We start from the raw sequence: 26,933 nt of genomic DNA, 5'->3' as shown, positions 1-26,933 counted from the left end.
TCATCGGAACTCGTCAGAAGAAGCGCGGATCGGCGAAGGCGCCGGACGCGACCAGGTACACGTAGAAGTCGGCGAGGGCCACGCTGACCAGCGACGCCCACGCCAGCAGCATGTGCCGGGCGTTGAGCCGGCTGATGAACACCCACGCCCGGTACCGGAGCGGGTGCTTGGAGAAGTGTTTGAGCTTGCCGCCGACGATGTGCCGGCAGGAGTGGCAGGAGAGCGTGTACGCCCAGATCAGCGCGATGTTCACCAGGAAGACCAGGGTGCCGAGCCCCATGTGGCCCCAGCGGTAGTGCTGGTCGCGGAAGGCGAGCACGGTGTCGTAGGTGAGGACACCCGCCACCAGGAGCGCCGCGTAGAAGAAGTACCGGTGGAGGTTCTGCAGGACCAGCGGGAAGCGGGTCTCGCCGGTGTACTTCTGGTGCGGCTCCGCCACCGCGCAGGCCGGGGGCGACGCCCAGAAGCCGCGGTAGTAGGCCTTTCGGTAGTAGTAGCAGGTCAGGCGGAAGCCCAGCGGGAAGATCAGGATGATGATCGCCGGGGAGATCGCCCACCAGCTGCCGAAGAGGTCCGCGTTGGGCCCCGCGTGCATGGTCCGGCACCGCTCCGCCAGGCACGGCGAGTAGAACGGCGAGACGTACGGCGCCGCGTAGTAGTGCGCGTCGGCGAAGGCGCGCCAGGTCGAGTACACGACGAAGGCCAGCAGTCCGGCGACGGTGCCGGCCGGGGCCAGCCACCAGCGGTCGGTGCGCAGGTGGCGCCCCGGGATCGCGGCGCGCCTGCCGGTCCGCTCGTCGCCGGGCGCGGGGACTTCGGTGTCGGGGGATTCCGTGCCAGTGGCCAACTTGGGACGCACCTTCTTCGTCAGGGGGCGTGCCGGTCTCGGGCGCCGAGACCCTCGTCGTCCGAGTCCGTCCACAGGGTGGTGTCGTACGGGGTGTCGGGGATGGCGACGAGATCGGGCCGCCGCGAGGCGCCTTGGGCACTTGCCGCCTCGCACAGCAGCGCCACGCTCTCGCGCAGGTGGTCGGCGTCGGTGCGGACACGGCGGATGTCGAGCCCGCCGCTGCCGATCTGCCGCTCCAGCCGCCCCACCGACCGGCACAGGTCGTCGAGGCAGCGCTGGACCGATGTCAGTTCCTCGTGCACGGACATGACGTGACCTCGCTTCCACGGGTCCCTCGTACCGGGCCGGCAACGCTCATGCGCCTGCGAGTGTTGCGCCTCACACCAACCGGAGGGAAGGGACATGCACCGATTGGCCGACGCACGCCGGTGTGTGCGGGTGAGTTTTCGAATCTCCCGCCACTTCGGGGCAGAGGGAGCGGCCGAGTGAGCGGGGGTTCGGAGGCGTGGCCGACTGCGCCACATGGGTGAGCTTCCGCGGCCCGGTCGCCGTGTCGCCCCATCTCGGTGGCCCCTTTCCTCTTCAGTGGGCACATACATCTGATCAGCTCCAAATACCCCCAATACTCCCAAAACGGATCATAACGCCCTAAGCCCGCTCAACCGCGGAGCGGCCCCTCGGAGGTAGACGTGATGTCCCACGACGGCGTCGGACCGCGCGCGGTACTGCGCTCGGTCGCATTCCTCACCGCGGGAGCCCTCGCGGCCTCGGCGCTCGCCGCCTGCAGCGCCGACGACGAGCAGAAGAGCGAGCCGGTCGCCGCGCAGGACATCGCTCCCGCCGCCCGCACCCTCGTCGCCGACGGAGGCACCCTGCGCTGGGCCGTCGACGCCGTGCCCGAGACCCTGAACTCCTTCCAGGCCGACGCCGGCGCCGCGACCACCCGGATCGCGGGCGCCGTCCTGCCCTCGTTGTTCCGACTGGACGCGCACGGCCGTCCGCAGCGCGATCCGGACTTCCTGCAGTCCGCCGAGGTGGTGTCGACCGAGCCCAAGCAGGTCGTCGTCTACCGCCTCAACCAGCAGGCCGTCTGGAGCGACGGCCGGGAGATCGGCGCCGACGACTTCGCCGCCCAGTGGCGCGCCCTGGCCGGCAAGGACAACGCCTACTGGACCGCCCGCAACGCCGGCTACGACCGCATCGAGAAGGTGGAGCGCGGCGCGAACAACCTCGAGGTCAAGGTCACCTTCGCCAAGCCGTACGCGGACTGGCGGTCGCTGTTCTCCCCGCTGTACCCGAAGGACGTCACGGGCACCCCGGACAGCTTCAACGACTCGGCGAGACGCGGCCTGAAGGTCACCGCCGGGCCTTTCTCCCTCGCCAAGGTGGACCAAAAGGGCGGCGAGGTCACCCTGGCCCGCAATCCGCGCTGGTGGGGGCGGCCCGCCAAGCTCTCCCAGATCGTGTTCGTGGCCGTGCCGCTCGACCAGCGGGCCGCCGCGCTCGCCGACGGCAAGGTCGACATGGCGGAGGTCGAACCGGAGGAGGCCGAGCGGATCACGCTCGCCGCCCGCGACAAGGGCAGCAAGCCCCTTCAGGGCCCCTCCGCCGCCCCCAGCGACGCCACGGCGGCACCCGGCCCAGAGCAGCAGCAGTCCCTGCGTGGCTTCGTGATCCGCAAGTCCCTGGAACCCGCCTACACCCAGCTCGCCCTCAACGGCTCCCGGGGCCCCCTCGCCGACGAGCGGGTGCGGCGGGCGGTGGCCCGCGCCCTGGACCGCGCCGAGCTGGCCGGGCTGGTCCTCAAGCCGCTCGGGCTGCCCGCCGTGCCGGTCGGCAGCCACCTCGCGCTCGCCGGACAGGACGCCTACCAGGACAACAGCGGCTCGCTCGGCAAACAGGACACCGCCCAGGCCCAGGCACTGCTGACCGAGGCGGGCTGGGTGCCCGGCGGCCCGGTCAAGGCAGAGCCGAAAAAGAAGGAGGGGGCGGCCGGATCCGAGGCCCACAAGGCGGGGCCCGGGGAGGGCACGGGCACCGACGGCGCCTACATCGTCGGCCAGGACAACAAGCCGCCCGCCCAGCACGACCCCCGCGACCACGCGAACAAGCCCGCCGACGAACAGGCGGGCCGGCACATCGACGGCGAACTCCAGCAGGAGCACCGCAGGCGTCCGGGCGGGGCGCCGGGGGCGTACGCGCCCAAGGGCACGGCCGCTCCGGGCGGCGCCGCCTCCGGGGTGCTCGCCAAGGACGGCAAGGCGCTGCAGCTGCGGTTCGTGCTGCCCTCCGGACCGGGATCGAAGGCCCTGCGGACCGTCGGCGACCGCATCGCCCGCATGCTTCAGAAGGTCGGCATCCGCACGGAGATCACCACCGTCCCGGACGACAGCTACTTCAAGGACCACATCGCCTCCGGGGACTACGACCTGGCGCTGTACTCCTGGCCCGCGACCGCCTTCCCCGCGACCGACGCCCGGCCGATCTTCGCCAAGCCGGTCCCGGCGGCGGACGGCTCGCTGAGCGTCGAACAGAACTACACGCGGGTCGGCACCGACCAGGTGGACCAGCTCTTCGACCAGGCGATCACCACGCTGGACGAGGACGAGGAACGGGACCTGGTCCGCAAGGCCGACGCCCGCATCTGGGCCACGGCAGCCTCGATCCCGCTCTACCAGCGCCCCCAGCTGACAGCCACCCGAACCACCCTGGCCAACGCCGGCTCGTGGGGCTTCGAGACGCCGGTGTACGAGGACATGGGCTACCTGAAGAAGGGGGCGAAACCGTCGCCGAGCCCGTCGTCGTAGCCGCCCTCGCTACGGTCGGTCGTGCCGCTGATACCGCTTCCGGCTTCCGCCCTCGCTGCGGGCAGTCGTGCCGCTGATACCGCTTCCGGCTTCCGCCCTCGCTGCGGGCAGTCGTGCCGCTGGGGCGGCACGGGTGCGCGCAGCGGCGCCCCGTGGCGCCGGGTCGCGCGCCCAGCCCCCGCCCAGCCGCAACACCGGGCGCCCCGCAACCACCCTGACCTGCACCGACGTAACCCGGCATCCCCAAGCGGCAGCACCCCCGTACCATGGGGTGAGGCCGTGGCACGTTCAGCCCGGCAGGGCGCGCGTACCGAGGACGTACGCGCAGCCGTCCTCACACTCCGGGAGAACGCCTCAATATGGCTGTGACTGCAACGCGTCACGACATCCGCAACGTCGCCATCGTCGCGCACGTCGACCACGGCAAGACGACCATCGTCGACGCCATGCTGAAGCAGGCCGGCGCCTTCGCCGCGCACCAGCTCGAGCAGGTCGACGACCGTGTCATGGACTCGAACGACCTGGAGCGTGAGAAGGGCATCACGATCCTCGCCAAGAACACGGCGGTGAAGTACCACCCCAAGGACGGCGGGGAGCCCATCACCATCAACATCATCGACACCCCCGGCCACGCCGACTTCGGCGGCGAGGTCGAGCGTGGCCTGTCGATGGTCGACGGTGTCGTCCTGCTCGTCGACGCCTCCGAGGGCCCGCTGCCGCAGACCCGCTTCGTGCTGCGCAAGGCGCTCCAGGCCCGGCTGCCCGTCATCCTGTGCATCAACAAGACGGACCGCCCCGACGCCCGAATCGACGAGGTCGTCAACGAGACCTACGACCTCTTCCTCGACCTGGACGCCGACGAGGACCAGATCGAGTTCCCGATCGTCTACGCCTGCGGCCGTGACGGCATCGCGTCGCTGACCAAGCCGGCGGACGGCACGGTCCCGGCGGACTCCACCAGCCTGGAGCCGTTCTTCTCCACGATCCTGGAGCACATCCCGGCCCCGACCTACGACGAGTCCGCCCCGCTCCAGGCCCACGTCACCAACCTGGACGCCGACAACTTCCTCGGCCGTATCGCGCTGCTCCGCGTCGAGCAGGGCGAGCTGCGCAAGGGCCAGACCGTCGCCTGGATCAGGCGCGACGGGACCATCAGCAACGTCCGCATCAGCGAGCTGATGATGACCGAGGCCCTCACCCGCAAGCCCGCCGAGAAGGCCGGCCCGGGTGACATCTGCGCCGTCGCCGGCATCCCCGAGATCATGATCGGTGAGACCCTGGCCGACCCGGAGAACCCGGTCGCGCTGCCGCTGATCACGGTCGACGAGCCGGCGATCTCCATGGTGATCGGTACGAACACCTCGCCGCTGGTCGGCAAGGGCGGTACCGGCAAGGGCGCCAACGCCAAGGCCACGGTCAAGGATCGCAAGGTCACCGCCCGCCAGGTCAAGGACCGCCTCGACCGTGAGCTGATCGGCAACGTCAGCCTCCGGGTGCTGGACACCGATCGCCCGGACGCCTGGGAGGTGCAGGGCCGCGGCGAGCTGGCGCTGGCCATCCTGGTGGAGACCATGCGCCGCGAGGGCTACGAGCTGACGGTCGGCAAGCCGCAGGTCGTCACCAAGCAGATCGACGGCAAGACGTACGAGCCGTTCGAGCGCATGACGATCGATGTGCCCGAGGAGCACATGGGTGCGGTCACGCAGCTCATGGGCGTCCGCAAGGGCCGTATGGACAACATGTCGAACCACGGCTCCGGCTGGGTCCGCATGGAGTTCGTGGTGCCCTCCCGCGGCCTCATCGGCTTCCGCACCGAGTTCCTGACCAGCACCCGCGGCACGGGCATCGGCCACTCCATCCACGAGGGCTTCGAGCCGTGGGCGGGCCCGCTGCAGACCCGTAACAACGGCTCGCTGGTGGCCGACCGCTCCGGCACGGTCACCGCGTTCGCGATGACGAACCTCCAGGAGCGCGGCACGCTGTTCGTGGAGCCGGGCACCGAGGTGTACGAGGGCATGATCGTCGGTGAGAACTCCCGCGCCGACGACATGGACGTCAACATCACCAAGGAGAAGAAGCTCACCAACATCCGGTCCGCCACGGCCGACATCGCCGAGTCGATCGTGCCGCCGCGCAAGCTGTCGCTCGAGCAGTCCCTGGAGTTCTGCCGCGACGACGAGTGCGTCGAGGTGACGCCGGAGGCGGTCCGTATCCGCAAGGTCGTCCTCGACCAGCGCGAGCGGGCCCGCGCCGCGAGCCGCGCCAAGCACAGCTGATCCAGGCCACCTGCGTCAGGGCCGGACGCTCCGCGAGACGGGGTGCCCGGCCCTGTCGTGCACATAGGGGGATAGGGAAAACCCTTCACTTCCTTTTGGGAGCCGCACAGTCCGGGGGATGCGCACTACCCTGCTGCGGAGGTGCATTCCGGCCATGCCAGGCGGATCGCCGGCGAAACGGGCTTCGCGTGACGGCGGTTCACCGGGACATGTTCCCCGGAACCGGACGGCGCGTGCACGGTGCGCATCGTTGTGTGCGTACGGCAACGAGCCCCTGCACACCTCCACGGTAGGTCGCAACCGGATTTTTCCTGCTGAGTGTCCGGAATGCGGACACTCAGCCCCGGTAGATGTGTAACAAGTCCGTTTCGCAGGGATCTTTCGGCAAACCGTTTGTCCGGATTTTGGAAGATGTACGCGCCAGGTGTGATGGAACCGAGACCTTAGGGGAGTGGTTCGTCCCTGGTTGATGGCAGATAGTTAGGCGCGTAGAGCTCGGATCAAAGGGTCACGCCGCCGGCGGCGCCGACTCACGAGCGCGGGGGCACCTGACCATTTCAGGCACCGGTGACGGTGATGCGTCTTGTGCCCCTCCATGCGGTGAACCAATGGACTCATGAGGAGGAGCCCCATGCGTGGTGCCAAGAGCGCCAAGTGGGTTGCGATAGCCGCGGTTGTGGCGCTGGGCGCGACGGCCTGCGGCGGCGGCGGTGGCAAGGGCAGCGACAGCAAGGCCGCGATCGACCCGAACGGCAAGTTCTCCATCGAGGTGGGCGAGCCGCAGAACCCGCTGCAGCCGGCCAACACCATGGAGTCCAACGGCAGCATCGTCACGCGGGCCATCTTCACCGGTCTGGTCGACTACGACTCCACCGGCAAGATCGTCTACATGAACGCCCAGTCGGTGGACAGCAAGGACAGCAAGACCTACACGGTCAAGCTGAAGCCGGGCTGGAAGTTCCACGACGGCACCCCGGTGACCGCCGAGTCCTACGTCAAGGCCTGGAACTGGGCCGCGAACCCGAAGAACAAGCAGACCAACAGCGCCTGGTTCGCCGACATCCAGGGCTACGACGACGTCGCCCCGGCCAAGGGCTCCCCGAAGGCCGACACGATGTCCGGCCTGAAGGTCGTCGACGACAACACCTTCACCATCACCCTGAGCAAGCCGATCCCGTACTTCATCTACAAGCTCGGTTACGAGGTCTTCGACCCGCTGCCGGAGTCCTTCTACAAGGACCCGAAGGCCGCGGGCCAGCACCCGATCGGCAACGGCCCCTACAAGTTCGTCAGCTGGCAGCACAACAAGCAGATCGAGGTCGCCCGCTACGACGACTACCAGGGTCCGAACAAGGCCAAGAACGGCGGTGTGATCTTCAAGAACTACACCAGCCTCGAGACGGCCTACGAGGACCTGAAGTCCGGCAACGTCGACGTGCTGCGCCAGATCGCGCCCAAGGACCTGCCCGTCTACAAGCAGGACCTCGGCGACCGCGCCGTGGACCAGGCCTACTCCGCGATCCAGACGATCGCGCCGGCCTTCTACACCAAGCAGTGGAAGAACATCAACCCGAAGGTCCTGCAGGGCCTGTCGATGGCGATCGACCGGGACACCATCACCAAGACGGTGCTCCAGGGCACCCGTGAGCCCGCCACCGGCTGGGTCGCCAAGGGCGTCCTCGGCTACCAGCCGGACGCCGCCGGCGACGTCGTCAAGTACGACCCGGCCAAGGCCAAGCAGCTCATCAAGGACGGCGGCGGCGTTCCGGGCAACGCCATCACCATCCAGTACAACGCGGACGGCGGCCACAAGGAGTGGGTGGAGGCGGTCTGCAACTCCATCACCAAGGCCGTGGGCGTGAAGTGCGCCGGCGACTCGAAGCCCGACTTCCAGGCGGACCTGAACGCGCGTGACGCGCACCAGGTCAAGTCCATGTACCGCTCGGGCTGGGTGCTGGACTACCCGTTCAACGCCAACTTCCTCCGCGACCTGTTCGGCTCCAAGTCGGACGGCAACCAGAGCGGCTTCGCCAACGCGAACATCGACAAGGAGATCGCCGCGGCCGACAGCGCCAAGACGCTCGACGACTCGATGAAGCAGTACCAGGCGATCGAGAAGGAGCTCGTCAACTACATGCCGAGCATTCCGCTCTGGTACTACAAGGTCAACGCGGGCTTCTCGGAGAAGGTCACCGGCGTCAAGTACGCCCAGAACGGCGACCCGATCCTGACCGGCGTTCAGGTCAAGAAGTAACCACAAACAGCCCGTTTGTCCCGGGGGTGAGGCTTGTGCCTCACCCCCGGGGGACGGCAGTGGCCGGGGGGCCCTTTCCATGTGTATCGCCCGGAGCGGTGCGCGGGGGAAGGGCCCGTCGGCTGCCGCTGTGACTGACATGGAGGCACGATGGGGCGCTACGTCGCACGACGACTGCTCCAGATGATCCCGGTGTTCATCGGGACAACCCTGCTGATCTTTCTCATGGTCTACGCCCTGCCCGGTGACCCCGTACGAGGGCTTTTCGGCGACAAGGGCACCAGCCCGCAGGTGATTGCCGCGCTGAGACATGAGTACGGCCTGGACCAGCCGATCCTGGTGCAGTACTGGCACTACATGCGGGAGATGATCCTGCACGCGAACTTCGGTACGCAGATCGCCAGCGGACGGCCGGTCACGGACGTACTGGCCGGAGCGTTCCCCGTCACCCTCCGCCTCGCCTCGCTGGCGTTCGCCATCGAAGTCGTCCTGGGTATCGCGCTCGGCGTCCTGGCGGGCATGCGGGCCGGGCGGCTCACGGACAACGTCATCCTTCTGGTGTCCCTGCTGCTGATCTCCGTTCCGGTCTTCGTCCTCGGCTACATCCTCAAGGTGGTCTTCGCCTTCCAGCTGAACTGGCTTCCGCCGAACGTCAACGACTCCACGAACTACAACGAGTTGCTGATGCCGGCCTTCGTCCTGGCGACCGCCTCACTGGCCTATGTGACACGACTCACCCGTACGTCGATCGCTGAGAACCTGCGCGCCGACTACATCCGCACGGCCATCGCCAAAGGTCTGCCGAAGCGACGTGTGGTGGGCATCCACCTCATGCGCAACTCGCTGATCCCCGTGGTCACCTACCTGGGCACGGACATCGGCGCCCTGATGGGCGGCGCCGTCGTCACCGAGGGCCTGTTCAACATCCAGGGCGTCGGTCTGACGATCTACCAGTCGATCATCCGCCGCGAAGGAACGACCCTGGTCGGTCTGGTGACGATCCTGGTGCTCATCTACCTCCTCGCCAGCCTGCTCGTCGACCTGCTCTACGCGGTCCTGGACCCGAGGATTCGCTATGCCTGACGTGATCAAGACCGCTCCCGAGAGCGCCGCGGAGGAGGCGGCCGTCGCCGCGGCCGGAGGGCCACTGCCCGAACCCAGGGCGGAGAGGTCCCGGAGCCTGTGGGGTGACGCCTGGGCCGACCTGCGCCGCGATTGGATCTTCATCGTCTCGGCCGTGCTGATCCTCCTGCTGCTGACGATCACCTTCTTCCCGGGGTGGTTCACCAGCGTCGACCCGAGCTCGGGCGACCTGGCCAAGCACTACCTCCAGAAGCCCAAGCTGGGCAACGTCTTCTCGCCGGACTGGCTCGGCTACGACCAGCAGGGCCGCAGCGTGTACGCCCGTGTCATCTACGGCACCCGGGCCTCCGTCGCCGTCGGTTTCGGGACGACCCTCCTCGTGACGCTGGTGGGCGGCCTCATGGGCATGATCGCCGGCTACTTCGGCGGCATCGTCGACTCGGTGCTCTCGCGGCTGACGGACGTGTTCTTCGGCATCCCGTTCCTGCTCGGAACCATGGTCGTCCTGAACTCCTTCCCGGACCGCTCGGCCTGGGTCGTCATCGGCGCGCTGGGCCTGTTCGGCTGGACCCAGATCGCCCGCGTGATGCGCGGCGCGGTGATCAGCACCAAGCAGTCGGACTACGTGCATGCGGCGAAGGCCCTCGGCGCGGGCACCGGGCGGATCATGTTCCGGCACATCCTGCCCAACACCCTCGCCCCGGTGATCGTCGTCGCGACCATCTCGCTCGGCATCTACATCGCGGCCGAGGCGACGCTGTCCTTCCTGGGGCTCGGGCTCAACGGTGTCTCGTGGGGCAACGACATCTCGGACGGCGGCAACCAGATCCGCGTGGCGCAGTGGATCATGCTCTACCCGTCGATCATGCTCAGCATCACGGTGCTGGCGTTCATCATGCTCGGTGAGGCGGTCCGCAACGCCCTCGACCCGAAGATGCGCTGAGGGAGGCGTACGTGACCACCATGGAAGAAGTCGTGCCCGTGCCGTCGCCCCGCGACGGCGGGGCGGACGGTGCCCCGCTGCTCGAAGTGCGTGACCTGCACGTCGAGTTCCACACCCGGGAGGGCGTCGCCAAGGCCGTCAACGGCGTCAACTACAGCGTCGACGCGGGCGAGACACTCGCCGTGCTCGGTGAGTCGGGCTCCGGCAAGTCCGTCACGGCGCAGGCCATCATGGGCATCCTCGACATGCCCCCGGCGCGGATCCCCCACGGCGAGATCCTCTTCCGCGGCCAGGACATGCTCAAGATGTCGGCCGAGGAGCGCCGCAAGATCCGTGGCCAGAAGATCGCCATGATCTTCCAGGACGCGCTCAGCTCGTTGAACCCGGTGCTGACCGTCGGCTACCAGCTCGGCGAGATGTTCCGGGTCCACCAGGGCATGTCCAAGAAGGACGCCAAGGCCAAGGCGATCGAGCTGATGGACCGGGTGAAGATCCCGGCCGCGGCGGCTCGCGTGAACGACTACCCGCACCAGTTCTCGGGGGGTATGCGCCAGCGCATCATGATCGCCATGGCGCTTGCCCTGGAGCCGGACCTGATCATCGCCGACGAGCCGACCACAGCCCTCGACGTGACGGTCCAGGCGCAGGTCATGGACCTGCTCGCGGAGCTGCAACGCGAGTACAACATGGGCCTGATCCTCATCACCCACGACCTGGGTGTGGTCGCCGACGTGGCGGACAAGATCGCGGTGATGTACGCGGGCCGGATCGTGGAGCGTGCCCCGGTCCACGAGCTGTACAAGCGTCCGGCGCACCCGTACACGCGGGGTCTGCTGGACTCCATCCCGCGCCTGGACCAGAAGGGCCAGGAGCTGTACGCCATCAAGGGCCTGCCGCCCAACCTGCTGCGCATTCCGACCGGTTGTGCCTTCAACCCGCGCTGCCCCAAGGCCCAGGACATCTGCCGCGAGCAGATCCCGGACCTGCTGCCGGTCACCGAGCAGGACGGCAGCGACCTGGTGGGCCGCGCCTCGGCGTGCCACTTCTGGAAGGAGACGATCCATGGCTGAGCTCAGCAAGAACGACGAGCAGCAGGACGCCACGCCGAACGTCTCCGAGGTGGACGTCGTGGACGTCCACACCGAGGAGGAAGCGGTCAGCGCCATCGAGGCGCCCGTCGAGCGCGGCGAGCCGATCCTGCAGGTGCGCAACCTGGTGAAGCACTTCCCGCTCACCCAGGGCATCCTGCTGAAGAGGCAGGTCGGCGCGGTCAAGGCCGTCGACGGCGTCTCCTTCGACCTCTACCAGGGCGAGACGCTGGGCATCGTGGGCGAGTCCGGCTGCGGCAAGTCCACCGTGGCCAAGCTCCTGATGCACCTGGAGCGGGCCACCGCCGGCCAGATCTTCTACAAGGGCCAGGACATCACCAAACTGTCCGGGCGCGCCCTGAAGGCGGTGCGGCGGAACATCCAGATGGTGTTCCAGGACCCGTACACGTCGCTCAACCCCCGTATGACGGTGGGCGACATCATCGGCGAGCCCTTCGACATCCACCCCGAGGTGGCACCCAAGGGGGACCGGCGCCGCAAGGTGCAGGAACTCCTGGACGTCGTGGGTCTCAACCCCGAGTACATCAACCGCTACCCGCACCAGTTCTCCGGCGGCCAGCGGCAGCGCATCGGCATCGCCCGCGGCCTGGCGCTCAACCCCGAGATCATCATCTGCGACGAGCCGGTCTCCGCCCTGGACGTGTCGGTCCAGGCGCAGGTCATCAACCTGATGGAGCGACTGCAGGACGAGTTCAACCTCTCCTACATCTTCATCGCGCACGACCTGTCGATCGTCCGGCACATCTCGGACCGAGTGGGCGTGATGTACCTCGGCAAGATCGCCGAGATCGGCACGGACGAGCAGATCTACGACCACCCGACGCACCCCTACACCCAGGCGCTGCTGTCGGCGGTCCCCGTGCCGGACCCGGAGGCCCGTGAGCACCGCGAGCGGATCATCCTCACCGGCGACGTGCCGTCCCCGGCCAACCCGCCGTCGGGCTGCAGCTTCCGCACCCGCTGCTGGAAGGCCACGGACAAGTGCGCCCAGGAAGCGCCGCTGCTGGCGATCCCGGAGCGCTTCAAGGACGCGGACTCCCCCGCGGCCCACGAGTCGGCCTGCCACTTCGCCGAGGAGAAGGACGTCGTGCACGCGGCCTGACGTCTCCCTGGCTCCGTTCGGTTCCCGGTACCTCGCGAGGTGCCGGGAACCGGCTCTTCCGGGCCGCTGCTTCCGGCCGTTCGATCGACCGGCTCAGAGGAACTCGAACGGCGGGATGATCCGGGTGATCGCGATGAGACGCAGCCGGGGCACCGGCAGCGCATAGAACCAGCCATCAGAGAGCAGCGGGATTCGGCGTACCCCGCCGGGAACGCCCCGTCGCGGTTCCTCGCCGACGTCCGTCACATCGACGCCCGCCTCGGCGAGGGCGACCAACTCCGCCCTGCCCGCGCCCAGTGGCACGCCACCTGCCCGACGTCACCCCCGCCCAGCACCTCCAGGTCCCGGGTCCGGCACGCGTCCGCGACGCCCGCCCGTTCCGCCTCCCCGCCTGCCAGGACCTGGCAGCGGGGGTGGAAGCGGCAGCCCGTGGGGATGCGGGAGGGGTCCGGGGGCTCGCCGGACAGGACGACGGGGGCACCCGGGGCTTCGGGGAGGACCGAGAGCAGCGCCCGGGTGTAGGGGTGCCGTGGGGCCGTCAGGATCTGTTCGACGTCGCCCGTCTCGACGATCCGGCCCAGGTACATCACCGCCACCCGGTCCGCGATGTTCCACGCCAGGCCCAGATCGTGCGTCACCACCAGTGCGGACAGGCCCAGTTCGGTGCGCAGGCGCAGCAGCAGCGCCAGGATCTCACCGCGCACCGAGGCGTCGAGGGAGGCCACCGGCTCGTCCGCGACGATCAGTTCCGGGTCCAGGACGAGCGCGCCCGCGATCACCACGCGCTGGCGCTGGCCTCCCGACAGCTCGTGCGGATGGCGCAGGAAGAAGCGCTCCGGTGGGCGCAGTCCCGCGCGGGACAGGGCCCCCGCCACCGCCGTCCGCTCGTCTCCGTCGTACCCGTGGATCCGCAGCCCCTCCGCGACCGCCTCGTACACCGTGTGCCGGGGGTTCAGCGATCCGCTCGGGTCCTGCAGCACCAGCTGGACGCGTCTGCGGTACGCCCTCAGGGCCCGGGCGGAGTGGTCGAGCGGCCGTCCGGCGAAACGGACGCTTCCCGACGTCGGCCGCACCAGGCCGAGCAGCGCGCGGGCCAGCGTCGTCTTGCCGCAGCCCGACTCGCCGACCAGCGCCACGATCTCCCCGGGGCGGATGTCGAGGTCCACCCCGTCCACCGCCCGGGACGGCGCTCCGCCGTGACGCCCGGGGAAGGTCACGCCCAGTCCCTCGGCGCTCAGCAGCGGTGCTGTCGTCGGTGATGCCGTCATGGGGTGCTCCTCGCGTCCTCCGTGGCCGCCGTCGGACCGGGGGCCGGCCCTGGCGGCACATGCACGCAGGCCGCCCGGCGCCCCGGGCCGGCCTCCCGCAGCTCCTGGTCCTGGGTGGCGCATTCGTCCAGGGCCACCGGGCAGCGCGGGTGGAAGGCGCAGCCGGACGGCAGGGCGGAGGGGTCCGGGGGATCGCCCGCCAGGCCGCGCGGGGCGTAGCGGGAGGCCGGGTCGCCGATGCGGGGGAAGGCGGCGGACAGGGCGGCGGCGTACGGATGCCGGGCGTCGTCGTGGAGCTGCCGGGCCGGGCCCTCCTCGACCACCCGGCCCGCGTACATCACCGCCAGCCGATCGCAGGTCTCGGCGAGGACGGCCAGATCGTGGCTGATCATGATCAGGCCCAGGTGCTGCTCGGCGACGAGCTGCCCGATCAGCCGCAGGATCTGCGCCTGGATCATCACGTCCAGGGCCGTCGTCGGCTCGTCGGCGATGACCAGGCGCGGGTCGCAGGCCAGCGCCATGGCGATCATCACCCGCTGGCGCTGGCCGCCGGACAGCTCGTGGGGGAATGCCGACGCCCGTGCGGCCGGCAGGCCCACGTGCTCCAGCAGCTCGCCGGTCCTGCGCCTCGCCTCGGCCGTGGTCGCCTTCCGGTGCAGCAGCATCGGCTCGGCGATCTGGGCGCCGATCCGGTGCACCGGGTTGAGGGAGTGCATCGCTCCCTGGAAGACGATCGAGGCGCCGGCCCAGCGCACCGCCCGGACCCGCCCCCACCGCATGGTCAGCACGTCCTCGCCGTCCAGCAGGACCTGCCCGCCGACCCGGGTGCCCGGTGGCAGCAGCCGGAGCAGGGCCAGCGCCAGCGTTGACTTTCCGCAGCCCGACTCGCCCGCGATGCCGAGCTTCTGTCCCGCCTCCAGCACCAGGTCGACGCCCCGCACTGCGTCGGCCCCGCCGGCGTAGGTGACCTCCAGGTTCCGTACGTCCAGCAGCGTCAACGCGTCACCCCCAGCCGGGGGTCGAGGACCGACTCGACCGCGCGCCCGCACAGCGTGAACGCGAGGGCGACGACGGCGATGGCGATGCCCGGCGGCACCAGGTACCACCAGTCGCCGGAGCTGACCGCACCTGCTTCGCGGGCGTCCTGGAGCAGGCCGCCCCACGACACGACCGTCGGATCGCCCATTCCCAGGAAGGCCAGCGTCGCCTCGGCGAGGATGGACGAGGAGATCATCAGGGTGGTCTGCGCCAGCACCAGCGGCATCACGTTGGGCAGTACGTGCCGGAGCATGATGTGCGCGTGGCCGCCACCGAGCGCCCGCGCCCGCTCGATGTAGGGCCGGGACTCCACCGCCAGCGTCTGCGCCCGCACCAGCCGGGCGGTGGTCGGCCAGGACGTCACGCCGATCGCCAGGATCACCGTGCCGAGCGAGCGGGACATCACGGTGGCGAGCGCGATGGCGAGGACCAGCGTCGGCATCACCAGGAACCAGTCCGTGATCCGCATCATCACGGTGGCGTACGCGCCCCGGAAGTGCCCGGCGGTGATCCCGACCAGTGCGCCGATCGCCACGGACAGCACCGCCGCGAGCAGCCCGACCAGCAGCGAGACCCGCGAGCCCCACACCACCAGGCCCAGCAGGTCCCGCCCGAACCGGTCGGTGCCCAGCGGGAACCCGCCGCTCGGATGCTGAAGCGGCCGGCCCGGCGCCCCGGTCACGCTGGACACGTCGGCACCGACGGTCAGCGGCGCGGTGAGTGCGACCAGGGCGAACAGGACGAGGACGGCCAGGCCCAGGAGCCCGGCGCGGTGCGTGCGGTAGCGCGCCCAGAAGCGGGCGGCCGAGCGGCGGCGGCGCTGCCGGGCGAGGGTGCGCGGGCTCACCTTCGGCGCCGGGCGAGTCGTGTCGGTGGGCGTCGGCCCGCCCGGGGGAGTGGTGTCGGTCGTCATCGGCCCACCCGGGGGTCGAGCAGCGGATAGATCAGGTCGGCCAGCGTGTTCATGAGGATCACCGCCGAGGCGAAGACGAGGAACAGCCCCTGGACCAGGGGCAGGTCGGGCACGCTCAGGGCCTGGTAGAAGAGCCCGCCGAGGCCGGGCCAGGAGAACACCGTCTCCACGAGGATCACCCCCGCCACGGTCCGGCCGAGATTGACGAAGACCAGGGTCACGGTCGGCAGCAGCGCGTTCGGCACGGCGTGCCGGCGCCGGACCAGGTCGTCGCGCAGGCCCTTGGCGCGCGCGGTGGTCAGGTAGTCGCTGCCCATCTCGTCGAGCAGTGCCGAGCGCGCGACCAGCAGCGTCTGCCCGTACTCGACCGCGACCAGGGTGATCACCGGCAGGACGAGATGGTGGGCGACGTCGACGGCGTACGCGAAGCCCTCCTTCCCGCCCGACTCCATGCCGCCGGTCGGGAACAATCCCGGGACGGGGCCCATGCCCACCGCGAACACGATGATGAGCAGCAGGCCGAGCCAGAAGGAGGGGATCGAGTACAGGGTCAGCGCCAGACCGGTGTGGAACCGGTCGCCGAACCGGCCGTGGCGCCATGCCGAGCGGGTGCCGAGCGCGACGCCGAGGACCGTGTAGAGGACGAGCGCGGTGCCGGTGAGCAGCAGTGTGTTCGGCAGCGCCTCGGCGATCTTGTCGATGACGGGGGTCCGGAACTGGTACGACGTGCCGAGGTCGCCGGTGAGCGCCTTGCCGCAGTAGTCCGTGAACTGCCGCCACAACGGCAGGTCGAGGCCGAACTCCCTGCGGTACGTCGCCAGTTGCTCCACCGATACGGGACGGCCCCCCGTCATGAACTTCACGGGGTCGCCCGGGATCAGCCGGAACAGGAAGAAACCCGTCACGAGGACGGCGAGCAGGGAGACGGCGGCGCCGGCCGCCCTGCCCGCCGCGTACCGCAGGTACCCGGTGCCGGCCCGTGTCCGCAGCTCGCGCGCCGGTTCCACTACTCACGGTCCTCGGCGGTGGCGCGGCGCCGCAGAGCGAGGAGCACCCCGGCGCCGACGAGGACCACGACGCCCGCGACGATCCCCACGACGACCCCGGTGGACGAGGAACTGCCGGAGGAGCCACCGGAGTTCGCCGGTACGGCCGACCACCAGCTCCAGTAGCCGTCCTGGCCGTAGATGTTGCCCGCCTTCTCGGGCATGGTGGTGATCGACGCGATCTGGTCCGTCCGGTAGGCCTCGACCGCGTTCGGGTACGCCATGACGTTCATGTACCCGAGGTCGTACAGCCGTGACTCGGCCTGCTTGACGAGGGCCGCGCGGCGGACGGGGTCGTACTCCGCGAGCTGCCGGGCGTAGAGGTCGTCGTAGGCCTTGTCGCAGATGAAGTTGTCCGTGGCGGCCGTGTCCTTGGGGGTCGCCGGGAGTGCCGCGCAGGTGTGGATCGACAGCACGAAGTCGGGGTCGGGATTGACGGACCAGCCGTCGAAGGCGAGGTCGTACTTTCCGGCGAGCCAGGGGTCGGTCACGTTGTCGAGGCAGTTCAGTGTCAGGCCGATGCCGAGCTTGCCCCACCACTCCTTCAGGTACTGGCCGACCGCCTTGTCGTTCGGGTCGGTGGCGTGGCACAGCATGCGGTAGGTGAGGGGCTTGCCGTCCTTGCCCACGCGTCTGCCGTCGGCGTTCCTGCGGTAGCCGGCCTGGTCGAGCAGCCGGGCGGCCTTCGCCGGGTCGTAGGCCAGTTCCTGGCTCGGCGACGGCTTCCAGAAGTAGGTGGAGAAGCGCGGCGGTATGTAGCCCTGGCCCTCGACGGCGTGGCCCTGGAACACCTTGTCGACCAGTGTCCTGCGGTCGACCGCCATGAACAGGGCGTGCCGCACCCGCTCGTCCAGGAGGGACGGGTCGCCGTCGCCGAACTTCTGCCCGTTCCTCGCCCGGGCGCCGGGGTTGGTGGCGATGGCGTAGAAGCGGCGGCCCGGGGCGTCGTTGACCTTGATGTTCTTCTCGCCCTTGAGGGAGGCGGCCTGGGCGGGTGTCAGGGACGGTGAGCCCGCGACGAAGGACACCTCTCCCTTGCGCAGGGCCGCCACCGCCGCGTCCTGGTCCTTGTAGTACCGGAACAGCAGCTCGTCGAACTTCGGGGCGCCGCGCCAGAAGTTCTTGTTGGCCTTGAGCCGCACATAGCTGTCGGGCTTGTAGCCGGTCAGGACGAACGGCCCGTCACCGACCACCGGGAAGCTCTTGTCGTTGGTGAACTTCGAGAAGTCGCCGACCTTCTCCCAGATGTGCTTGGGCACGATCGGCACGTCGAGCGCGGTCATCGTGGCCTGGGGTTTCTTGAGCCGTATGACGAGCGTGGTGGGGTCGGGAGCGGTGACCTTCTCGAAGCCCGCGACAAAGCTGCCGTTGGCGGTGGCCGCCTTCTCGTCGGTCATCATCTTGGTGAACGTCCATGCCGCGTCCTCGGCGGTGACCTTGCGGCCGTCCGACCACGTGGCGTCGGAGCGAATCGTGTACGTCCAGGTGAGCTTGTCGGCGGAGGGCGACCACCTGGTGGCGAGGCCCGGGACCGGGTGGGCGTTCCCCGGGTCGTAGTCGGTCAGGTACTCGTACATCAGCCGGTTGATGCTGGTACTGACCAGACGGGTCGCCAGGAACGGGCTCAGCGAGTCCACGCTCTGGGCGACCGCCACGGTGAGGACCGCGCCACCCTGCTCGGCCTCGGCCGGCTGGGGTAACGCGGTGAGCTGGGTCGTGAGGGCGGCTGAGACCGTGAGGGCGGCGGCGACGAGCCGCGGTGAACGGTGTCGTGGGTGGTCCGGGCGCGAGCGCCCGCTGCCGTGCTGGCCTTGCGTGCTCATCGATGCTGACCTCACGTCATCACTGCACGGGACGGCGGTTCGGGGAACGGCTGGATCGGGCCGGATCGGCTGACGCCGGACGGGTGATGAGTGTGTCTACCAGCGGTGCTCCGTACCCGTCAACGGTGCGTCAAACAGCGTTTGGCCTGCGGAAACGAGGTAGTTGACGGTGGATCGGCAAACCATTGGTCCACACCTGTGAAGCATCGCTGGTGGCGGCCTGACGCCGTACTCCGGACCGGGCGCGGCCAGTCGGGTGGCGTTCCGTGCGATGAGGGCTCTTCGGGTCGATAGTGGCCGATAACGGACAGTTTCTCGGCGTCGAGGCAGGCACACACCCCGAGGAGGCACCCCATGCGTGGAGCCAGGCTCGCCCCGTGGGCGGCGGTGGCCGTGCTCGTGGTGGCCGCCTGCGGCGGGGGCGCGGACGGTGGCGGCACCGCGCCCGGGGTGTTCAGCTCCTCCTGGGGCGATCCGCAGAACCCGCTGGAGCCGGCCAACACCAACGAGGTCCAGGGCGGCAAGGTGCTCGACATGGTCTTCCGGGGGCTCAAGCGGTACAACCCGAGGACCGGCGCGGCCGAGGACATGCTCGCCGAACGGATCGAGACCTCCGACTCGCGGAACTTCACCGTCACCGTCAAGGACGGCTGGCACTTCAGCAACGGGGAGCGCATCACCGCCCGGTCCTTCGTCGACGCCTGGAACTACGGCGCGAGCCTCAAGAACAACCAGAAGAACGCGTACTTCTTCGGCTACATCGAGGGCTACGACAAGGTGCACCCGGCCTCCGGCACCCAGACCGCCGACACCCTCTCCGGGCTGAAGGTGACCGGCCCGCGCACCTTCACGATCCGGCTCAGCCAGAAGTTCTCCACCTTCCCCGACACCCTCGGCTACGTGGCCTTCTCCCCGTTGCCCCGGGCGTTCTTCGACCACCACGCGGACTGGCTGAAGAAGCCCGTCGGCAACGGCCCGTACCTGGTCCGCTCCTACACGCGGGGCTTCATGATGTCCCTGCGGAAGTGGGACGCCTACCCGGGCCCCGACAGGGCCCGCAACAACGGCGTGGACCTGAAGGTCTACACCGACAGCAACACCGCCTACACCGACCTGCTGGCCGGCAACCTCGACCTCAGCGACGACGTGCCCGCCTCGCAGCTCAGAAACGTGAAGTCCGACCTCGGCGGCCGGTACCTCACCGCTCCGGCCGGCATCATCCAGACCCTCGCCTTCCCCTACTACGACCCGCGCTGGAGCAGACCGGGCATGGAGAAGGTCCGCACGGGCCTGTCCATGGCGATCAACCGGTACCAGATCACCGACACGATCTTCCACCACACCCGCACCCCCGCCAGTGATTGGACCTCACCCGTCCTCGGTACCGACGGCGGCTTCAAGGAACGCCTGTGCGGCGATGCGTGCCGCTACGACCCGGCCCGCGCCAAGAAGCTGGTCCAGGAGGGCGGCGGGCTGCCCGGCGGGCAGGTCAGGATCACCTACAACGCGGACTCCGGCTCGCACCGGGAGTGGGTGGACGCCGTGTGCAACTCCGTCAACAACGCCCTCGGCAACGACCGGGCCTGCGTCGGCAACCCGGTCGGCACCTTTGCCGACTTCCGCAACCAGATCGGGCAGCACAAGATGTCCGGGCCGTTCCGCGCCGGATGGCAGATGGACTACCCGCTCATCCAGAACTTCCTCCAACCGCTCTACTACACGAACGCCTCCTCCAACGACGGCAAGTGGTCGGACAAGGACTTCGACCGCCTCGTCGACCGGGCGAACGCCGAGAGCGACAAGGCCGCCGCCGTGCGGCTGTTCCAGCAGGCCGAGGGGGTCGTACGGGACAACATGGCCGCCATCCCGCTCTGGTACCAGAACGGCAGCGCCGGCTACTCCCAGCGCCTCGCGAACGTGGCCCTCAACCCCTTCAGCGTCCCCGTCTACGACCAGATCGAGGTCCGCTGAGCCGCACGCCCGCCCGCCACCTCCGGAGGCCCCATGGGACGGTACGTCGTCCGCCGCCTGCTGCAGATGATCCCGGTCTTCTTCGGCGCCACCCTGCTCATCTTCCTCATGGTCAACGTGATGGGCGACCCCGTCGCAGGCCTGTGCGGCGAACGGCAGTGCGACCCCGCCACGGCCGCCCAGCTGCGCCGGGAGTTCGGCCTCGACAAGCCCCTGTGGCAGCAGTACGCGACCTACATGGGCAACGTCTTCACCGGCGACTTCGGCACCGCCTTCAACGGGCAGAAGGTCACCGAGCTGATGGCGACCGCCTTCCCGCCCACCATCCGGCTCACGATCGTCGCGATCGTCTTCGAGGTCGCCATCGGGATCGCGCTGGGCGTCATCACCGGGCTGCGCCGCGGGCACCCCGTGGACACCACGGTCCTGCTGCTCACCCTCGTCGTGATCTCCGTGCCGACCTTCGTCACGGGTCTGCTGCTCCAACTGCTGCTCGGTGTGAAGTGGGGCTGGACCAGACCGTCCGTCTCCCCGGCGGCCGGCGTCGGCGAGCTGATCGTGCCCGGCCTCGTCCTCGCCTCCGTCTCCCTCGCCTATGTCACCCGGCTCACCCGGACCTCGCTGGCCGAGAACAGACGGTCCGACTACGTCCGCACCGCCGTCGCCAAGGGGCTGCCGCGCCGCCGCGTGATCACCCGGCATCTGCTGCGCAACTCGCTCATCCCCGTCGTCACCTTCATCGGCACCGACATCGGCGCCCTGATGGGAGGCGCGATCGTCACCGAGCGGATCTTCAACATCCACGGCGTCGGCTACCAGCTGTACCAGGGCATCCTGCGGCAGAACACCCAGACGGTGGTCGGCTTCGTGACCGTGCTGGTGCTGGTGTTCCTGATCGCCAACCTGCTCGTCGACCTCCTGTACGCCGTACTCGACCCGAGGATCCGCTATGCCTGAGCAGCCACGGTACGAGCGGAAGGGGGCCGTCGCCGGGACGGGCATGGGCGGTGCCATGGACCTCGCCGCCAGCGAGGCGACCACCCTGGAGAGGGGACCGGAAGGCCCGGCCGGCCGCCCGCGCAGCCTGTGGTCCGACGCCTGGCGCGACCTGCGCCGCAACCCGGTCTTCCTGCTCTCCGCGCTGGTGATCCTCTTCCTCGTCCTGATCTCCCTCTGGCCGTCCCTGATCACCGCCGGCAACCCCCTCAGCTGCGAGCTGTCCAAGGCCCAGGAGGGGTCCCAGCCCGGCCACCCGTTCGGCTTCGACGGCCAGGGCTGCGACGTGTACACCAGGACCGTCTACGGCGCCCGGACCTCCGTCACCGTCGGCGTCTGCGCCACCCTCGGCGTCGCCGTCCTCGGCTCGGTGCTCGGCGGGCTCGCCGGGTACTTCGGCGGCGGATGGGACGCGATCCTGTCCCGGGCCACCGACATCTTCTTCGCCATCCCGGTCGTCCTCGGCGGGCTCGTCCTGCTTTCGGTGGTCACCAGCAACACGGTCTGGCCGGTCGTCGGGTTCATCGTGTTGCTCGGCTGGCCGCAGATCTCCCGGATCGCCCGCGGCGCGGTCATCACGGCCAGACAGCACGACTACGTCCAGGCCGCCCGCGCCCTCGGGGCCTCCGACACCCGCATCCTGCTGCGGCACATCGCGCCCAACGCCATCGCGCCGGTCATCGTCGTCGCGACCATCGCGCTCGGCACCTACATCGCCCTTGAGGCCACCCTGTCGTACCTCGGTGTCGGGCTGAAGCCGCCGAGCGTGTCCTGGGGGATCGACATCTCCGCCGCCTCCCCGTACATCCGCAACGCCCCGCACGCGCTGCTGTGGCCCTCCGGCGCCCTGGCGATCACCGTGCTGGCGTTCATCATGCTCGGCGACGCGGTGCGCGACGCCCTCGACCCGAAGCTGAGGTGACGGCCTTGCTGCTCGAAGTGCGGGACCTGTACGTGGAGTTCCGGACCCGGGAGGGGATCGCCCGGGCCGTCAACGGGGTCGGCTACAGCGTGGACGCCGGTGAGACGCTGGCCGTGCTCGGCGAGTCCGGCTCCGGCAAGTCCGTCACCGCGCAGGCGATCATGGGCATCCTGGACACGCCGCCCGGCAGGATCACCGGCGGCCGTGTCCTCTTCCAGGGACGGGACCTGCTGACCCTCAAGGAGGAGGAGCGGCGCAGGATCCGCGGTGCCGGAATGGCCATGATCTTCCAGGACGCCCTCTCCGCGCTGAACCCCGTCCTCACCGTGGGCGACCAGCTCGGCGAGATGTTCGTCGTGCACCGGGGGATGTCGCGCAAGGACGCCCGCGCCCGGGCGATCGAGCTGATGGACCGGGTACGGATCCCGGCCGCGCGGCAGCGCGTGCGGGACTATCCGCACCAGTTCTCCGGCGGTATGCGCCAGCGCATCATGATCGCCATGGCGCTGGCGCTGGAGCCCGCGCTGATCATCGCCGACGAGCCCACCACCGCCCTGGACGTCACCGTGCAGGCCCAGGTCATGGACCTGCTGGCCGAACTGCGGCGCGAGTACGGCATGGGGCTGGTCCTCATCACCCACGACCTCGGTGTCGTCGCGGACGTCGCCGACCGGATCGCCGTCATGTACGCGGGCCGGATCGTGGAGTCCGCCCCCGTGCACGACATCTACAAGGCGCCCGCCCACCCCTACACCCGGGGCCTGCTCGACTCCATCCCCCGGCTCGACCGCAAGGGCCGTCGGCTCTACGCCATCGAGGGGCTGCCGCCGAGCCTCACCCACATTCCGCCGGGCTGCCCCTTCCACCCCCGCTGCCCCCTGGCCCGCGACGTGTGCCGCACCGACGAGCCGCCGCTGTACGAGGTGGACGAGCGGCGGGGGAGCGCCTGCCACTTCTGGAGGGAGTGCCTGCATGGCCGGTCCTGAGACGATCCTGGAGGTCAGCGGGCTGGTCAAGCACTATCCGCTCACCCGGGGGATCCTCTTCAAGAAGCAGATCGGTGCCGTCAAGGCGGTCGACGGCGTCGACTTCACGCTCGGCCGGGGCGAAACCCTGGGCATCGTCGGGGAGTCCGGCTGCGGCAAGTCGACACTCGCCCGGCTGCTGGTCAACCTGGAGCCCCCGACGGCAGGTTCGATCCGGTACAAGGGCGAGGACATCACCCGGCTGTCCGGGCGCGCGCTGAAGGCGGTGCGGCGCAACATCCAGATGGTGTTCCAGGACCCGTACACCTCCCTCAACCCCCGTATGACGGTGGGCGACATCGTCGGGGAGCCGTACGAGATCCATCCCGAGGTCGCGCCCAAGGGGGACAGGCGGCGGCGGGTGCGGGAGCTGCTGGACGTCGTCGGGCTCAACCCGGAGCACATCAACCGCTATCCGCACCAGTTCTCCGGCGGCCAGCGCCAACGCATCGGCATCGCCCGGGGGCTGGCGCTGCACCCGGAGATCATTGTGGCGGACGAGCCGGTCTCCGCGCTCGACGTGTCCGTGCAGGCGCAGGTGATCAATCTGATGGAGCGCCTCCAGGACGAGTTCGGCCTGTCGTACGTCTTCATCGCGCACGACCTGTCGATCGTGCGGCACATCTCCGACCGGGTCGGGGTGATGTACCTCGGGAAGATCGTGGAGATCGGCACCGACGAGGAGATCTACGAGCATCCCACGCACCCCTACACCCAGGCGCTGCTGTCCGCCGTGCCGGTGCCCGACCCGGCGGCCCGGGAGCGCCGGGAGCGGATCATCCTCAGCGGTGACGTGCCGTCGCCGACGGACATCCCCTCCGGCTGCCGGTTCCGCACGCGCTGCTGGAAGGCCCGGGAGCGGTGCGCGCTCCAGGTGCCGCCGCTCGCGGTGCCGGAGGAGTTCCGGGGGACGACCGGACCGGCCGCGCACGATTCGGCGTGCCACTTCGCGGAGGAGATGCGGGTGGTGCCGCCCGAGGAGCCCCGCGGGGAGCCACCCGGGGAGCCACCCGCGGAGTCCCGCGGGAAGCCGCCCGAGGAGCCCCGCGGGGAGCCACCCGGGGAGCCACCCGCGGAGTCCCGCGGGAAGCCGCCCGAGGAGCCCCGCGGGGAGCCACCCGAGGAGCCCCACAACTCCCCGAACGCACACGAAGTGCGTTAACACGCCAGCAACTTGACTGACGCGATTCCGATATACGGACGCAGGAGAGTGAACAGCGTACGGCCGTGCGGGTGCCGTGAACGGGCCGGGATGCGCCATGTCATCCCGGCCCGTTGCTGTACGGCGCGGCTCAGTTCGACTTCAGCGCGCGGCGCAGGAAGTCCCGCTGGAGCAGCAGCAGGTTCTCCGCGACCGTTTCCTGCGGGGTCATGTGCGTCACCCCGGACAGCGGCAGCACCTCGTGCGGGCGGCCCGCGGCCAGGAGGGCCGAGGACAGGCGCAGGGAGTGGGCCACCACCACGTTGTCGTCCGCCAGGCCATGGATGATCATCATCGGGCGGGCCGGTTCTGCCGCGTCCACCAGGCCGGCGTCGTCGATGAGCGAGTTGCGGCGGTAGACGTCGGGCTGCTCGTCGGGGTGCCCGAGGTAGCGCTCCTGGTAGTGGGTGTCGTACAGGCGCAGATCCGTCACCGGAGCGCCCACCACGGCCGCGTGGAACACATCCGGGCGGCGCAGCACCGCCAGCGCGGCCAGATAGCCGCCGAAGGACCAGCCGCGGATCGCGACCCGGGACAGATCGAGCGGGAAGTCGCCGGCCAGGGCGTGCAGCGCATCCACCTGGTCCTGGAGCACGACCGCCGCGAGGTCGTCCTTGACCGCCTTCTCCCAGGCGGGGGAGCGGCCCGGGGTGCCGCGCCCGTCCGCGACGATCACCGCGAACCCCTGGTCGGCGAACCACTGAGAGGTCAGGTGCGGATTGTGCGCGGCCACCACACGCTGTCCGTGCGGGCCGCCATAGGGGTCCAGGAGGACGGGAAGGGAGGCGTCACCGGAGTAGTCCGTAGGCATAAGCACGGCGCATGGGATTCGGCGTGCGCCCCCCTGGGTCAGCCGCACGCGCGGGGACAAACCGGGGTGTTCCGCATGTGACGGTACGGTGGCCAGACGCTTGCCGTCGCGCAGCACCTCCACCTGCACGCCGGGCCGGTCGAGGACCGAGGAGACGAGCACGGTCACGCCCCCGGCGCGCACCGCCGAGTGGACACCGGGCTCCTGCGACACGCGCTCCACGCCGAGTTCGTTCACGCGGTACACATGGACTTCTCCGACCTCCGGGTCCGTCGCGGCCTCGCCCGCCGACGCGGCCACCAGGACATCGGCGTCCGAGACGTCGAGCACCGCCCGCAGATGCAACTGCGGTCCGGTCAGCGGCCGTTCCCCCACCGCCAGCACCCGCGCGCCGCCCTCGTCGGCGACCCGGACCAGCTGCCCGGAGGGGCTCCAGCACGGCACACCGGCGAAAAGTTCCAGCCAATATGGATCTTCGTCGGCGTGCACCATCCGGGTCGCCCCGTTGTCCGGGTCCACCGCCAGGTACAGCTGGCTGCGCTGGTCCCGCGCCTGCACCAGAATCAGCGGTGCACCCGCCGCTGACCAGTGCACTCGTGCCAGATACGGGTAGCGTGCCCGGTCCCAGACGACCTCCGTGCGCGCCCCGTCGAGCCCCACGACGAACAGTCGTACGTCCGCGTTGTCGGTGCCCGCCGCCGGGTACGGGACTCGCTGCGGCTCCCGGTCCGGACGCGCCGGATCGGAGATCCACCACCGGCGCACCGGCGTGTCGTCCACGCGCGACACGAGCAGCCGGTCGGACTCCGGCGACCACCAGAAGCCCCGCGAACGGCCCATCTCCTCGGCCGCGATGAACTCTGCCAGGCCGTACGTCACCGACTCCGACTCCGGCTCGACGAGCGCCCGGTCGCCGTCGCCCTCAGCGCCGACCAGGCGCAGCGCGCCGCCGCGGACATAGGCGATGTGCCGTCCGTCGGGTGCCGGACGCGGGTCGATCACCGGCCCGGCGACGGGCAGTTCGCGTGCCGTGCCCGCGCGCAGTTCCGCCGTGAAAAGCCGCCCTGACAAGGCGAAAGACGCCAACTCGACAGCCGCGTCGGTGGCATAGCCGACGATGCCGGCGCCGCCCTCGCGGCTGCGCTCCCGGCGGGCGCGCTCCTCGGGCGACAACTGCTCGGCGGCGCCCCCGAGGAGCGCGCCCGGGTCGGCCGCGGGGCGCTCCCTGCCGTCCGCCAGGTCGAGGACCCACAACTGGTGCGCGCGGTCCGTGCCGGAGGTGGACCGCAGGAACACGACACGGGAACCGTCGGGCGCGACGGTGAACGCACGCGGCGCGCCGAGCGTGAACCGCTGGGTCCGCGCGTGCCGTCGGGGGAAGGAAGCAGGCTCGGTGGTCATGCCCCGACCATATTGGCCATGCGCCCCCTTGTGCGGCCGTGCGCCGATCGATGCGCACGTACGGATAGTTATGATCACTAGCGCATAGTGGGTA

21 protein-coding genes are annotated in these 26,933 nt (G+C 69.8%); 12 read left to right on the top strand and 9 right to left on the bottom strand.

All coding sequences use genetic code 11. From position 1 onward, the window contains the following. Positions 1 to 13 precede the first annotated feature (13 nt). Together ACFYZJ_RS16630 and ACFYZJ_RS16625 are read right to left on the bottom strand one after the other, a co-directional pair. A complete protein-coding gene (locus ACFYZJ_RS16630) occupies positions 14 to 847 on the bottom strand; it encodes a hypothetical protein (protein ID WP_388568185.1) in 834 nt (277 codons plus the stop codon). A gap of 20 nt (positions 848 to 867) precedes the next feature. Continuing rightward, positions 868 to 1,158 (bottom strand): hypothetical protein, encoded by a 291-nt coding sequence (locus ACFYZJ_RS16625; RefSeq protein WP_388568182.1) that lies wholly within the window; start codon positions 1,156 to 1,158, stop codon positions 868 to 870. 384 nt (positions 1,159 to 1,542) lie between these two features. On the opposite strand from ACFYZJ_RS16625, the gene ACFYZJ_RS16620 reads away from it, so the two are divergent. The 7 genes from ACFYZJ_RS16620 (at position 1,543) to ACFYZJ_RS16590 (ending at position 12,424) form a co-directional block, all read left to right on the top strand. Beyond that, complete coding sequence (locus ACFYZJ_RS16620; RefSeq protein WP_388568180.1) at positions 1,543 to 3,657, top strand: ABC transporter family substrate-binding protein; 2,115 nt, start codon at positions 1,543 to 1,545, stop codon at positions 3,655 to 3,657. Between the two features lie 359 nt (positions 3,658 to 4,016). Next, positions 4,017 to 5,933: a translational GTPase TypA gene (gene typA, locus ACFYZJ_RS16615; RefSeq protein WP_388568177.1), complete on the top strand. Its 1,917-nt coding sequence runs from the start codon at positions 4,017 to 4,019 to the stop codon at positions 5,931 to 5,933. A 631-nt stretch (positions 5,934 to 6,564) separates the two neighbouring features. Continuing rightward, positions 6,565 to 8,187, top strand: coding sequence for an ABC transporter substrate-binding protein (locus ACFYZJ_RS16610; RefSeq protein ID WP_388568174.1), 1,623 nt, complete (start codon positions 6,565 to 6,567; stop codon positions 8,185 to 8,187). 150 nt (positions 8,188 to 8,337) lie between these two features. After that, a complete protein-coding gene (locus tag ACFYZJ_RS16605) occupies positions 8,338 to 9,270 on the top strand; it encodes an ABC transporter permease (RefSeq protein WP_388568172.1) in 933 nt (310 codons plus the stop codon). Further along, on the top strand, positions 9,263 to 10,213 hold the full coding sequence (locus ACFYZJ_RS16600) for an ABC transporter permease (RefSeq protein ID WP_388568169.1): 951 nt from the start codon (positions 9,263 to 9,265) through the stop codon (positions 10,211 to 10,213). Before ACFYZJ_RS16605 ends, ACFYZJ_RS16600 begins: the two co-directional genes overlap by 8 nt. A 20-nt stretch (positions 10,214 to 10,233) precedes the next feature. After that, positions 10,234 to 11,283, top strand: a complete 1,050-nt coding sequence (locus tag ACFYZJ_RS16595; RefSeq protein ID WP_388568600.1) for an ABC transporter ATP-binding protein — start codon at positions 10,234 to 10,236, stop codon at positions 11,281 to 11,283. Beyond that, positions 11,276 to 12,424, top strand: a complete 1,149-nt coding sequence (locus tag ACFYZJ_RS16590; protein WP_388568166.1) for an ABC transporter ATP-binding protein — start codon at positions 11,276 to 11,278, stop codon at positions 12,422 to 12,424. The genes ACFYZJ_RS16595 and ACFYZJ_RS16590 overlap by 8 nt, the downstream gene beginning before the upstream one ends. Positions 12,425 to 12,517: 93 nt before the next feature. On the opposite strand, the gene ACFYZJ_RS16585 is transcribed toward ACFYZJ_RS16590, so the two are convergent. The 6 genes from ACFYZJ_RS16585 to ACFYZJ_RS16560 are packed head-to-tail and all read right to left on the bottom strand — an operon-like array spanning position 12,518 to position 18,512. Further along, on the bottom strand, positions 12,518 to 12,670 hold the full coding sequence (locus tag ACFYZJ_RS16585) for a hypothetical protein (RefSeq protein WP_388568163.1): 153 nt from the start codon (positions 12,668 to 12,670) through the stop codon (positions 12,518 to 12,520). Beyond that, on the bottom strand, positions 12,667 to 13,692 hold the full coding sequence (locus ACFYZJ_RS16580; RefSeq protein ID WP_388568160.1) for an ABC transporter ATP-binding protein: 1,026 nt from the start codon (positions 13,690 to 13,692) through the stop codon (positions 12,667 to 12,669). Before ACFYZJ_RS16580 ends, ACFYZJ_RS16585 begins: the two co-directional genes overlap by 4 nt. After that, complete coding sequence (locus ACFYZJ_RS16575) at positions 13,689 to 14,690, bottom strand: ABC transporter ATP-binding protein (RefSeq protein ID WP_388568156.1); 1,002 nt, start codon at positions 14,688 to 14,690, stop codon at positions 13,689 to 13,691. Before ACFYZJ_RS16575 ends, ACFYZJ_RS16580 begins: the two co-directional genes overlap by 4 nt. Further along, positions 14,687 to 15,643, bottom strand: a complete 957-nt coding sequence (locus ACFYZJ_RS16570; RefSeq protein WP_388568153.1) for an ABC transporter permease — start codon at positions 15,641 to 15,643, stop codon at positions 14,687 to 14,689. Before ACFYZJ_RS16570 ends, ACFYZJ_RS16575 begins: the two co-directional genes overlap by 4 nt. Then, positions 15,640 to 16,650: an ABC transporter permease gene (locus tag ACFYZJ_RS16565; protein WP_388568151.1), complete on the bottom strand. Its 1,011-nt coding sequence runs from the start codon at positions 16,648 to 16,650 to the stop codon at positions 15,640 to 15,642. The genes ACFYZJ_RS16570 and ACFYZJ_RS16565 overlap by 4 nt, the downstream gene beginning before the upstream one ends. Then, complete coding sequence (locus tag ACFYZJ_RS16560; protein WP_388568148.1) at positions 16,650 to 18,512, bottom strand: ABC transporter substrate-binding protein; 1,863 nt, start codon at positions 18,510 to 18,512, stop codon at positions 16,650 to 16,652. Before ACFYZJ_RS16560 ends, ACFYZJ_RS16565 begins: the two co-directional genes overlap by 1 nt. A 354-nt stretch (positions 18,513 to 18,866) precedes the next feature. Between ACFYZJ_RS16560 and ACFYZJ_RS16555 the strand changes: the two genes are divergently transcribed. The 5 genes from ACFYZJ_RS16555 to ACFYZJ_RS16535 are packed head-to-tail and all read left to right on the top strand — an operon-like array spanning position 18,867 to position 24,588. Beyond that, on the top strand, positions 18,867 to 20,483 hold the full coding sequence (locus ACFYZJ_RS16555; RefSeq protein ID WP_388568145.1) for an ABC transporter substrate-binding protein: 1,617 nt from the start codon (positions 18,867 to 18,869) through the stop codon (positions 20,481 to 20,483). A 33-nt stretch (positions 20,484 to 20,516) separates the two neighbouring features. Further along, positions 20,517 to 21,440, top strand: a complete 924-nt coding sequence (locus ACFYZJ_RS16550) for an ABC transporter permease (RefSeq protein ID WP_388568142.1) — start codon at positions 20,517 to 20,519, stop codon at positions 21,438 to 21,440. Continuing rightward, positions 21,433 to 22,401, top strand: coding sequence for an ABC transporter permease (locus ACFYZJ_RS16545; protein WP_388568139.1), 969 nt, complete (start codon positions 21,433 to 21,435; stop codon positions 22,399 to 22,401). The genes ACFYZJ_RS16550 and ACFYZJ_RS16545 overlap by 8 nt, the downstream gene beginning before the upstream one ends. A gap of 5 nt (positions 22,402 to 22,406) precedes the next feature. Then, a complete protein-coding gene (locus ACFYZJ_RS16540) occupies positions 22,407 to 23,387 on the top strand; it encodes an ABC transporter ATP-binding protein (protein WP_388568136.1) in 981 nt (326 codons plus the stop codon). After that, positions 23,374 to 24,588: an ABC transporter ATP-binding protein gene (locus ACFYZJ_RS16535; protein WP_388568133.1), complete on the top strand. Its 1,215-nt coding sequence runs from the start codon at positions 23,374 to 23,376 to the stop codon at positions 24,586 to 24,588. The genes ACFYZJ_RS16540 and ACFYZJ_RS16535 overlap by 14 nt, the downstream gene beginning before the upstream one ends. Positions 24,589 to 24,718: 130 nt before the next feature. On the opposite strand, the gene ACFYZJ_RS16530 is transcribed toward ACFYZJ_RS16535, so the two are convergent. After that, on the bottom strand, positions 24,719 to 26,839 hold the full coding sequence (locus ACFYZJ_RS16530) for a prolyl oligopeptidase family serine peptidase (RefSeq protein WP_388568130.1): 2,121 nt from the start codon (positions 26,837 to 26,839) through the stop codon (positions 24,719 to 24,721). Between the last annotated feature and the right edge of the window lie 94 nt (positions 26,840 to 26,933).

The organism is Streptomyces sp. NPDC001848 (assembly GCF_042891915.1).
Taxonomy (GTDB): Bacteria; Actinomycetota; Actinomycetes; order Streptomycetales; family Streptomycetaceae; genus Streptomyces.
This window is presented reverse-complemented; position numbering and strand designations above follow the sequence as displayed.

Excerpts from the sequence above, each read along its gene's own strand:
- ACFYZJ_RS16625 (WP_388568182.1), bottom strand. The coding sequence starts at position 1,158 with ATGTCCGTGCACGAGGAACTGACATCGGTCCAGCGCTGCCTCGACGAC.
- ACFYZJ_RS16620 (WP_388568180.1), top strand. The coding sequence starts at position 1,543 with ATGTCCCACGACGGCGTCGGACCGCGCGCGGTACTGCGCTCGGTCGCA.
- typA (WP_388568177.1), top strand. The coding sequence starts at position 4,017 with ATGGCTGTGACTGCAACGCGTCACGACATCCGCAACGTCGCCATCGTC.
- ACFYZJ_RS16610 (WP_388568174.1), top strand. The coding sequence starts at position 6,565 with ATGCGTGGTGCCAAGAGCGCCAAGTGGGTTGCGATAGCCGCGGTTGTG.
- ACFYZJ_RS16605 (WP_388568172.1), top strand. The coding sequence starts at position 8,338 with ATGGGGCGCTACGTCGCACGACGACTGCTCCAGATGATCCCGGTGTTC.
- ACFYZJ_RS16600 (WP_388568169.1), top strand. The coding sequence starts at position 9,263 with ATGCCTGACGTGATCAAGACCGCTCCCGAGAGCGCCGCGGAGGAGGCG.
- ACFYZJ_RS16595 (WP_388568600.1), top strand. The coding sequence starts at position 10,234 with ATGGAAGAAGTCGTGCCCGTGCCGTCGCCCCGCGACGGCGGGGCGGAC.
- ACFYZJ_RS16590 (WP_388568166.1), top strand. The coding sequence starts at position 11,276 with ATGGCTGAGCTCAGCAAGAACGACGAGCAGCAGGACGCCACGCCGAAC.
- ACFYZJ_RS16580 (WP_388568160.1), bottom strand. The coding sequence starts at position 13,692 with ATGACGGCATCACCGACGACAGCACCGCTGCTGAGCGCCGAGGGACTG.
- ACFYZJ_RS16570 (WP_388568153.1), bottom strand. The coding sequence starts at position 15,643 with ATGACGACCGACACCACTCCCCCGGGCGGGCCGACGCCCACCGACACG.
- ACFYZJ_RS16560 (WP_388568148.1), bottom strand. The coding sequence starts at position 18,512 with ATGAGCACGCAAGGCCAGCACGGCAGCGGGCGCTCGCGCCCGGACCAC.
- ACFYZJ_RS16555 (WP_388568145.1), top strand. The coding sequence starts at position 18,867 with ATGCGTGGAGCCAGGCTCGCCCCGTGGGCGGCGGTGGCCGTGCTCGTG.
- ACFYZJ_RS16550 (WP_388568142.1), top strand. The coding sequence starts at position 20,517 with ATGGGACGGTACGTCGTCCGCCGCCTGCTGCAGATGATCCCGGTCTTC.
- ACFYZJ_RS16545 (WP_388568139.1), top strand. The coding sequence starts at position 21,433 with ATGCCTGAGCAGCCACGGTACGAGCGGAAGGGGGCCGTCGCCGGGACG.
- ACFYZJ_RS16535 (WP_388568133.1), top strand. The coding sequence starts at position 23,374 with ATGGCCGGTCCTGAGACGATCCTGGAGGTCAGCGGGCTGGTCAAGCAC.
- ACFYZJ_RS16530 (WP_388568130.1), bottom strand. The coding sequence starts at position 26,839 with ATGACCACCGAGCCTGCTTCCTTCCCCCGACGGCACGCGCGGACCCAG.